This window comes from Pseudoalteromonas sp. SR45-5 (assembly GCF_014163565.1).
Taxonomy (GTDB): Bacteria; Pseudomonadota; Gammaproteobacteria; order Enterobacterales; family Alteromonadaceae; genus Pseudoalteromonas; species Pseudoalteromonas distincta.
This window is the reverse complement of the sequence record NZ_JACJDN010000118.1, coordinates 1-8,299: the sequence shown is the minus strand read 5'-3', so window position 1 is coordinate 8,299 and position 8,299 is coordinate 1. Positions and strand designations below refer to the sequence as shown.

Sequence of the window (8,299 nt, the reverse complement as noted above, 5' to 3'; positions counted from 1 at the left end):
CGCCAGCCTCAACATACTATTTAAAACGATTGCTCCAATTTATATTTTTGATTGCCCTTACGTTAATGATGTATTTAACAATAGGCTTAAAGTGGCGTTTAAAATAATAGTAAAAAAGTCAGATGGCGCGCATATAAAGCATTACGCAAAATAAAAATTTAAAAATCGGTGAATTAACCTTAATCTTTTTACTAGACCTGTGATCGAATTGAAAAATTTCGGCGTAATGGTATGTGAAGGGTTTGAAAGTGGCTTTAGTTTACTAAAGCGCACATTGGAATACCCCCCTTCACCATGAAATTGTAGTTAGATAGTTATAATGATAAAGGTGCATTACTTAAGCCCAATGCACCTTTACTTTATAAACCGAATACTTTGAGTATTCTTATATTTTTAACTAGTTGAATTGAATTAAGTATTTGTTCATAAATATTCAGTTAGTATGAAGTTGTTCTCCTGTGAATCCCTACGACATATTGTTGTTTTAAGCAGTTTTTGCCAGCTCACCTTGAGCTGGTTTTTTTTTGCCTATTTTTACTCAAATTACCTGAGCATGGGTAATATGCTCACGCTTTACCCTATTATGCTAAGCTCACTAGGCTAAAAAAATTTTACAACTATTGCTCCTATCTAAATTAGGTCAATTTTAATCCACAAAGAACAACACGCCCTAGTGCCATTAAGCCCTGCATGTTAAAGTTATTACAGTAATTAATTTAATTAGGCGTACCAATGCGTTATTACCTATCTGTACTTTTTGTTTGTTTAACTTTGTTTTCAGGCATAGTGAACTCTGCTGAAAAGCAACCAGCTTCACCTACAGCACAACAAGAGCAACAAGCTCTTCAACAACTCAAAGAGCCTATGTATAAGCCGCTAATGGAGCGCTACATATTAGATGAGCTAAAAGCAGTTAGGCAAGATCAGCAAAAGCTTCGTGAAGATGTAACTAAGCAGGTTACTCATGCGCAGCTTGATACTGCCGATCGCGCATTAACGTACACTACAGATACCATTAATAATGTGTTTTTTATAATTACCGCTACGGCGTCGATTTTAGTTTTAGTGGGTTGGAACTCGTTGCGCGATGTTAAAAACAAAGTAGAAGATATTGTAAATACGCGTGTGAGTGTAATTACAGACGAGTATGAAGACCGATTAAAAATTCTTGAAGAAAAACTACGCGTTCGCTCAGAAGAAATACTCAGCAACCAAGAGCGCATATCGGTGACCAACGAAGTTCATTCGTTGTGGATGCGCGCAAACCTAGAAAGTGATTTTGCAAATAAAATTGAAATTTTTAATGAAATACTCAATCGCAAACCAGAAGATGTGGAAGCCATTGCTTATAAAGCCGATGCATTACTAGAAATTAATGAAACAGCACAAGCCATTGAGCTGTGTAATCAAGCTATTGATATAGATAGTGACTATGGTTATGCCTATTGGCAACGAGCATGTGCTTATGCACTAACACATAAGCATGCTGATGCATTAGCCGATATTAAAATGGCACTTGAATACTCTCCAAACTTACGTAATGAATTATTACATGAGAGCGCATTTGCAAGCCTGCATGACAACAACAGCTTTAATACGATAGTGGCTGGTGAAGTTGTTTAAGCACTCAGAATTTGGCCTGTATGATTAGGCGCAACACCATAAAAAAGGGCCTTGGCCCTTTTTTGTTTTTAAAGGTAAAGTTTGTTGTGTAATTAGAAGCTTAACTGCGCTCTACAAACTCAGCTCTAGCGTAGAGCTAAGATCAAAAGTGATTACTTCACAAAGAGGTTTAGAGACGCTGCGCTTTTAGAGAAGAGCTTAGAAGTTAAAATAATAAAAACAATCAGAAACTGTGCTTCTAACATGAGCAACAAGTCATACTCTAAACTTGGTATAAACACAGCTATTCGCGCAGGTTACAAGCTTTTAAAGCAACGCTTGTACTTTTATAATGCCGAGTCAGCATTGGTTTTGCTCTTCTCATTTGCTCCTCCTTTTCTTCTCTGCGTGCATATTGTTTTTTAGGGCTGTTATACACAAATAGGTTTAGAGATGCTGAGCTTTTAGAGTAGTTAGCTTAAGTGCTTCTCGCGCGAGCAAGCTCTGCGCCTACGTGGAAAACTTACACTCAGCAGTTTAATTTACCTGTAGACGCGCTGCTTGCAGGCGTTTAAAAACGCAGTTTTTAGATGGTTGAATTAATACCAACCCGAAATAATACTTAATCATTTTTAGGGGCTAAACGTGTCGCTACCTGCGTTAAAAAATTCTCATTTAGAACAACTAAATAGCGAATTTTTTGCCTAGCTATCAACACGTTTTTCCATCCTCAAAATAGATCACTTAATTAAGCGAATTGATATAAGTAATTAGAAGCTGCTATCAGTTTTCTTCAGGCATAAAAAAAGCCGCATAAAATGCGGCTTTGGAGGTTAGTCTCACTTCACTTTGGGCGTGTCTCCAAAACTTAGTGAATACGTTACCAAGGAACTGTTATGTATTATTTAAGCTATTGACTCTAATGCAATTTTAACCATTTCGTTAAACGTGCTTTGACGCTCATCAGCAGGTGTTGCTTCACCGGTGATTACGTGGTCACTTACTGTAAATAATGCCATTGCGTTTGCGCCGTATTCAGCTGCAACGCCATATAAACCGGCTGTTTCCATATCTACTGCTAGCATGCCTAACTTGTCTAAGTCTTTGTAGAACGAGTCGTCTGCTTGGTAGAAAGTGTCGGTTGTAAATACGTTACCTACTTTTGCTTCTATTCCTAGCTCTTTAGCGGCGTTTACACCGTTTAAAAGTAGGTCAAAGTTAGCAATAGCAGAAAAATCGTAGCCACGAACACGTGCACGGTTTACGTTTGAATCTGTGCTTGCACCTTGTGCAAAAATTACGTCACGGATTTTGATATCTGTGCCAATACCACCACACGTACCAATACGTATAATATTTTTAACGCCAAAGCTTACAATTAGCTCACGTGCATAAATAGACATTGATGGAATGCCCATGCCTGAACCCATGATGCTTACTGGCTTACCTTTGTAAGTACCAGTGAAACCGTACATGTTACGAACACCTGTAACTTGTACTGCATCATCTAAAAAGTTTTCAGCAATATATTGCGCACGTAGCGGATCGCCTGGCATTAATACTGTTTCGGCGAAATCACCAACGTTTGCACTGATATGCGGAGTACTCATTAATTGTTTTCCTTTTTATTTGGCGTTGTTAGCTCATTTAAAAAGCTGTCGCCGTAATCAAGCGCAGATAAGTTAAACCACTGTGCCAGTGTTTGACCGATATCTGCAAAGCTGTTGCGTTCACCTAGAGGTGTGTTACTCATACCTGGTTTATATGCAATAACCGGTACGTATTCGCGAGTGTGCTCAGAACCTGGAAAGGTTGGGTCACAACCGTGATCTGCAGTGATCATTAATATATCATCTGCGTTTAACTGCTTTAGTATAGTTGGTAAATAGTCATCAAATTCTTTTAATGCTTTTGCATAACCTACTGGGTTACGGCGATGACCAAATTTTTCATCAAAATCAACTAGGTTAGTAAAGATTAAGCTATGGTCTGGTGCGCTTTTCATTACTTCGCTGGTTTTTTCTAGCAAGTTCATAAGCCCAGGTGCTTTATGCTTTTGGGTTATGCCCTGATGCGCGTAAATATCTGAAATTTTACCAATACTAATTACTTCGCCGCCGTCTTTTGCTAACACATCTAGCAATGTTGGTGCTGGCGGAAGCACTGAATAGTCGCGACGATTACCCGTTCGAGCAAAGTCTTGGCTATTTGAACCCAAAAATGGCCGCGCAATCACTCGTCCTATATTCATTTCATCAAGTAGCGCCCGTGCGATTTCGCAAACTTGATAAAGCTTCTCTAGGCCGAATGACTCTTCATGCGCGGCTATTTGAAACACGCTATCAGCTGAGGTGTAACAGATTGGTTTACCTGTTTTTACGTGCTCTTCACCTAGCTGTTCTAAAATGGTTGTTCCCGATGCATGGCAGTTGCCTAAAATGCCAGGAATACCAGTACGAGCTATAAACTCGTCTATAAATTCTTGTGGGAAACTTGGCTGTGTTTTTGGGAAATATCCCCAATCAAATAACACAGGTACTCCTGCCATTTCCCAATGACCTGATGGCGTGTCTTTTCCGCTAGATAATTCTTTAGCGTAACCCCATGCCCCTTGAGAAGCTTGGCGGTCTGAAATTAAACACGGTTCTCCACCGGCAGCTTCACATGCATCCACTAACCCAAGTTTTGATAGGTTAGGAAGCGATAATGCAGCGCCTGTTTCGTCGTAATATGCTTTTAGTAAGTGAGCGAATGTATTAGCCCCAAGATCGCCGAATTTATCTGCATCTGGTGCTGCACCGATTCCTAGGCTATCTGCCATTAAGATAATTGCTCTTGCCATTTTGACCTCACTTTGATTCTAGGTGGTTACTTTATCCGCTGATCGATTTTTCCGTACAGGACAAAAGTCCTGTTTCATAAAACCTAAACATTATAAATTTGCATTCTTAAGCGAAGCAAAAGAGATTAATCGTGTCTTTTTTGCTATTGTGATCTACCAACAATATATCCTTCTGTGTGGGTGAGAACTTTAGTGACACGAACTACTATTATAGCTATTGCAGGCGCGTCTGCGTCGGGCAAATCTCTTTTTAGCCAAACTATATACAATGAATTGGTTAATGAGCTTGAACCAGGCGCTATCGCCATTATTGAAGAAGATGCTTACTACAAGGATCAGTCGCATTTACCGATGGCGCATCGTACGCAAACGAATTACGACCATCCTGATGCATTTGAACATGCGTTAATGCTTGAGCATTTAACACAGCTTCGTAGTGGAAATTCAGTTGAAGTACCAACGTATGATTATGCACAGCATACACGTAGCGAGAAAACTCGCCGAGTGCCTGCTGCTAAAATACTCATTGTTGAAGGTATTTTATTATTGAGTGACAAAGCGCTTAATAAAGAATTTGATATTAAGGTGTTTATAGATACACCTTTAGATATTTGCTTAATGCGTCGTATGCAACGTGATATGGAGCAACGAGGCAGAACATTACAATCTGTTGTTGAGCAGTATCAAGCAACTGTTAGACCGATGTTTTATCAATTTATTGAGCCTTCTAAGCATAACGCAGATTTAGTTGTGACTCGAGGCGGTATGAACCGCGTTGCGATTGATATAATAAAAAGTAAGATAAAATATTTACTACAAGAATAACAACGGGAAACATTTGTATGACAACATTTATGAGCTTAGTGGGCATGTGTGTGCTACTAAGCATTGCCTTTGCGGCATCAACTAATCGCAAGGCAATTAATTTAAGAACCGTTGGTATAGCATTTGCGATGCAAGTAGTTATCGGCGGTTTTGTCCTGTTTTTTGAAGCAGGAAAAAATGTGTTAACGAGCATGTCAGCAGCCGTATCGTCGGTTATTGGTTATGCAAACGACGGTATTGGGTTTTTGTTTGGCCCACTTGCCTCACAAGACACACTAGGTTTTATTTTTGCGATTCAAGTTTTGCCTGTTATCGTGTTTTTCTCAGCACTTGTTGCTGTATTGTATCACCTTGGCATTATGGATTGGATAATTAGGATTTTAGGCGGCGGTTTACAAAAATTATTGAAAACCTCTCGCACAGAATCGCTTTCAGCAACGGCAAATATTTTTGTTGGCCAAACTGAAGCTCCGCTGATAGTTAAGCCATTTATAGCAACAATGACTAAATCGGAATTGTTTGCAGTGATGGTAGGTGGCCTAGCCACTGTGGCAGGCTCTGTAATGGCCGGTTACGTTATTATTGGCGTAGATCTTAAGTACTTAATAGCAGCGAGCTTTATGGCTGCTCCAGGTGGTTTTTTAATGGCCAAGATGATTGTGCCAGAAACTGAAACGCCTAAAGATAACTTAGCTGATTTAGATTTAGATGACGAAGATAAGCCTGTAAATGTAATTGATGCAGCTGCATCAGGTGCAGCAAACGGTATGCATTTAGCACTTAATGTAGGTGCAATGTTACTTGCTTTTGTAGCGCTAATTGCACTACTAAACGGTTTATTAGGCGGTATTGGTGGGTGGTTTGATTACCCAACATTAACGCTTCAAGAAATATTAGGTTATGTATTTGCTCCTGTTGCATGGTTACTAGGTGTGCCATGGGATGAAGCAATTATAGCCGGCAGCTTTATTGGTCAAAAGATAGTAGTGAACGAGTTTGTTGCTTACTTAGACTTTATAAATTATCGCGATACGTTAAGCGCACACACACAAGCAATTGTTACTTTTGCTCTATGTGGCTTTGCTAACCTATCATCGATAGCCATTTTACTAGGTGGGTTAGGCGGTATGGCGCCTAGTCGGCGGAAGGATATCGCACGCTTAGGGCTCAGAGCAGTGTTAGCAGGATCTATGGCTAACCTTATGAGCGCAGCAATTGCTGGGTTTTTCCTCTCGCTAGCTTAGAAACTTATTGAGATGAACACCGGTGTTGCAAAACAAGAGGATAGCGCTTTAAGGGGTTAAAGCTCTATCTGACTTGAACGATACTTCACCAAGGGCCGCAAGGCCCTTTTATCGTTTTAGGCCTTCCAGATTTATACACTTCCAACCTTCAAGCTATTTAACCTTATTTATGGTTATACATAACTCAAATAAACCAATATCTTAGTAACAAAGTCACATAAATATTTTTTGTGTTTTTCGTATTTTCAGCCACACTTATATTACTTAAGCTAACCGACTAACGACCCGCTATTGTGAAATATATTCTTTATTCTCTTTTTTTAACTTGCTCTGTGTATGTTCAAGCAAAAGAACCCATCCTTGTTGTTACAGAGTTAGCACCGCCAAACCAGGTGTTGATTGATGGTGAGGTAGCAGGTGAAGGTACTCAATTTATTAGAGATATATTTGCTGAGGCTGATCTAACACCTAACATTCAAATGTACCCTTGGGCACGTGCTTATAAAATTGCAGATGAGCTTAAAAATACCTTTATATACAGCCTTGCACGCACTGTAGAGCGAGAAGACAAATTTTATTGGATAGGACCTGTCGGACGTTTTGAACTAGGCTTTATTGGCCTATCAGAGCGAGATGATCTTATTATAAACACTACTGAACAAGCTAAAGTGTACAAAATTGCTATGCAGCGCAATGATTTTTCAACACAAACCCTAGCAAAACTGGGGTTTGAAGTTGTTTTAACCTCTGATATTCAAAAGTCATACTCTTTACTACTCGCTAAAAAAGTAGATTTAATTGTAGACGATCCTTTATATATGCAGCAGATGAGTGATTATCTAAAGCTCAAACCAGCACACTTAAAGTTTATTTATAAAATAGATGAGCTGACAATTGATGCTTATTTAGCTGCGAATAAAAAAACAGATATGCATTTAATAGAATCACTGCAAGCTGCATTTTTAAAAATAAAGCAAAAGAAAGGGCTGCCTTACAAGTACTAACATTAGCGCTTATAACGTTTTTTATAAGCCGAAAAGTTATCCTTCTTTTTAAGCTTTTCAAACTCCCTATTAAAACGCTCTACAATGTAATTGGGTACTGATTTATTAAACGCGATGTAGTTACCTGCTATCTCAGGTAATGGTAATTCCTGCAGCCTAACGACATCGTCTTCACTATACCCAAAAGGCGAAAGTTGATAACCAATGGTGTATTCAGAGCCTAAAATCAAATCTATTTTACTATTTAAAAACAAGTGCATATATTGCTTTTCATCACCTATGGACAAAAGGTTTTTACCTGCTTCAAACCCTACTTTTTTAATTATGGATTCGTAAATATCCCCTCTTACGATAGCAAGTGAAAACTGCTTTGCTTCATTTAAGCTATTCATTTTTAACTGAGTATTTTTTTTAAGTTTATAAAAAAATGTTTCACTGGATGCCAAAGGCCCTACCCAATTAAAAATAGGCGTTCTTTGAGATGTTTTAGCGATAGAGATAATACCTGAATGCTTATCTTTTTGGGCTAGGCTGTAAGCACGTTTCCAAGGAAGTATTTTAAATTCACAGGTAATATCTGACGCAATGCATACATCTTTTACAATATCGAGATTTATGCCAACAAGTTGACCCGCTTTGTTTTCAAAATTGTATGGCGAAAAGTGCTCAGTGTAGACCGTGAGCTTGAAATCTTCAGCCTGTGCGTAATGACTAATAAATATAAAAACAAGTATAAGGAAGGATTTAATGATAACGATACCTACTGATGAACTTACATTAAT

At 38.7% G+C, this 8,299-nt stretch carries 7 protein-coding genes; 4 read left to right on the top strand and 3 right to left on the bottom strand.

Annotated features, from left to right (window positions below):
• Positions 1-732: 732 nt before the first annotated feature.
• Positions 733-1,623 (top strand): TPR end-of-group domain-containing protein, encoded by an 891-nt coding sequence (locus H5072_RS06655; protein ID WP_182693066.1) that lies wholly within the window; start codon positions 733-735, stop codon positions 1,621-1,623.
• A gap of 884 nt (positions 1,624-2,507) precedes the next feature.
• Here H5072_RS06655 and deoD read toward each other — a convergent pair.
• Entirely contained in the window at positions 2,508-3,212 is a 705-nt protein-coding gene (gene deoD / locus H5072_RS06650) for a purine-nucleoside phosphorylase (protein WP_007376638.1), read from the bottom strand.
• Positions 3,212-4,444, bottom strand: a complete 1,233-nt coding sequence (locus H5072_RS06645) for a phosphopentomutase (RefSeq protein WP_024596282.1) — start codon at positions 4,442-4,444, stop codon at positions 3,212-3,214. The genes deoD and H5072_RS06645 overlap by 1 nt, the downstream gene beginning before the upstream one ends.
• Before the next feature lie 192 nt (positions 4,445-4,636).
• Between H5072_RS06645 and udk the strand changes: the two genes are divergently transcribed.
• From udk to H5072_RS06630, 3 genes are all read left to right on the top strand, one after another.
• Positions 4,637-5,269: a uridine kinase gene (udk, locus tag H5072_RS06640; RefSeq protein WP_024596281.1), complete on the top strand. Its 633-nt coding sequence runs from the start codon at positions 4,637-4,639 to the stop codon at positions 5,267-5,269.
• A 17-nt stretch (positions 5,270-5,286) separates the two neighbouring features.
• Positions 5,287-6,513: a NupC/NupG family nucleoside CNT transporter gene (locus H5072_RS06635; protein WP_039488805.1), complete on the top strand. Its 1,227-nt coding sequence runs from the start codon at positions 5,287-5,289 to the stop codon at positions 6,511-6,513.
• A 293-nt stretch (positions 6,514-6,806) separates the two neighbouring features.
• On the top strand, positions 6,807-7,517 hold the full coding sequence (locus H5072_RS06630) for an ABC transporter substrate-binding protein (RefSeq protein ID WP_182693065.1): 711 nt from the start codon (positions 6,807-6,809) through the stop codon (positions 7,515-7,517).
• A 2-nt stretch (positions 7,518-7,519) separates the two neighbouring features.
• Here the strand turns inward: H5072_RS06630 and H5072_RS06625 are convergent.
• The coding region (locus tag H5072_RS06625; RefSeq protein WP_220488533.1) for an ABC transporter substrate-binding protein at positions 7,520-8,299 on the bottom strand (780 nt) is incomplete at its 5' end.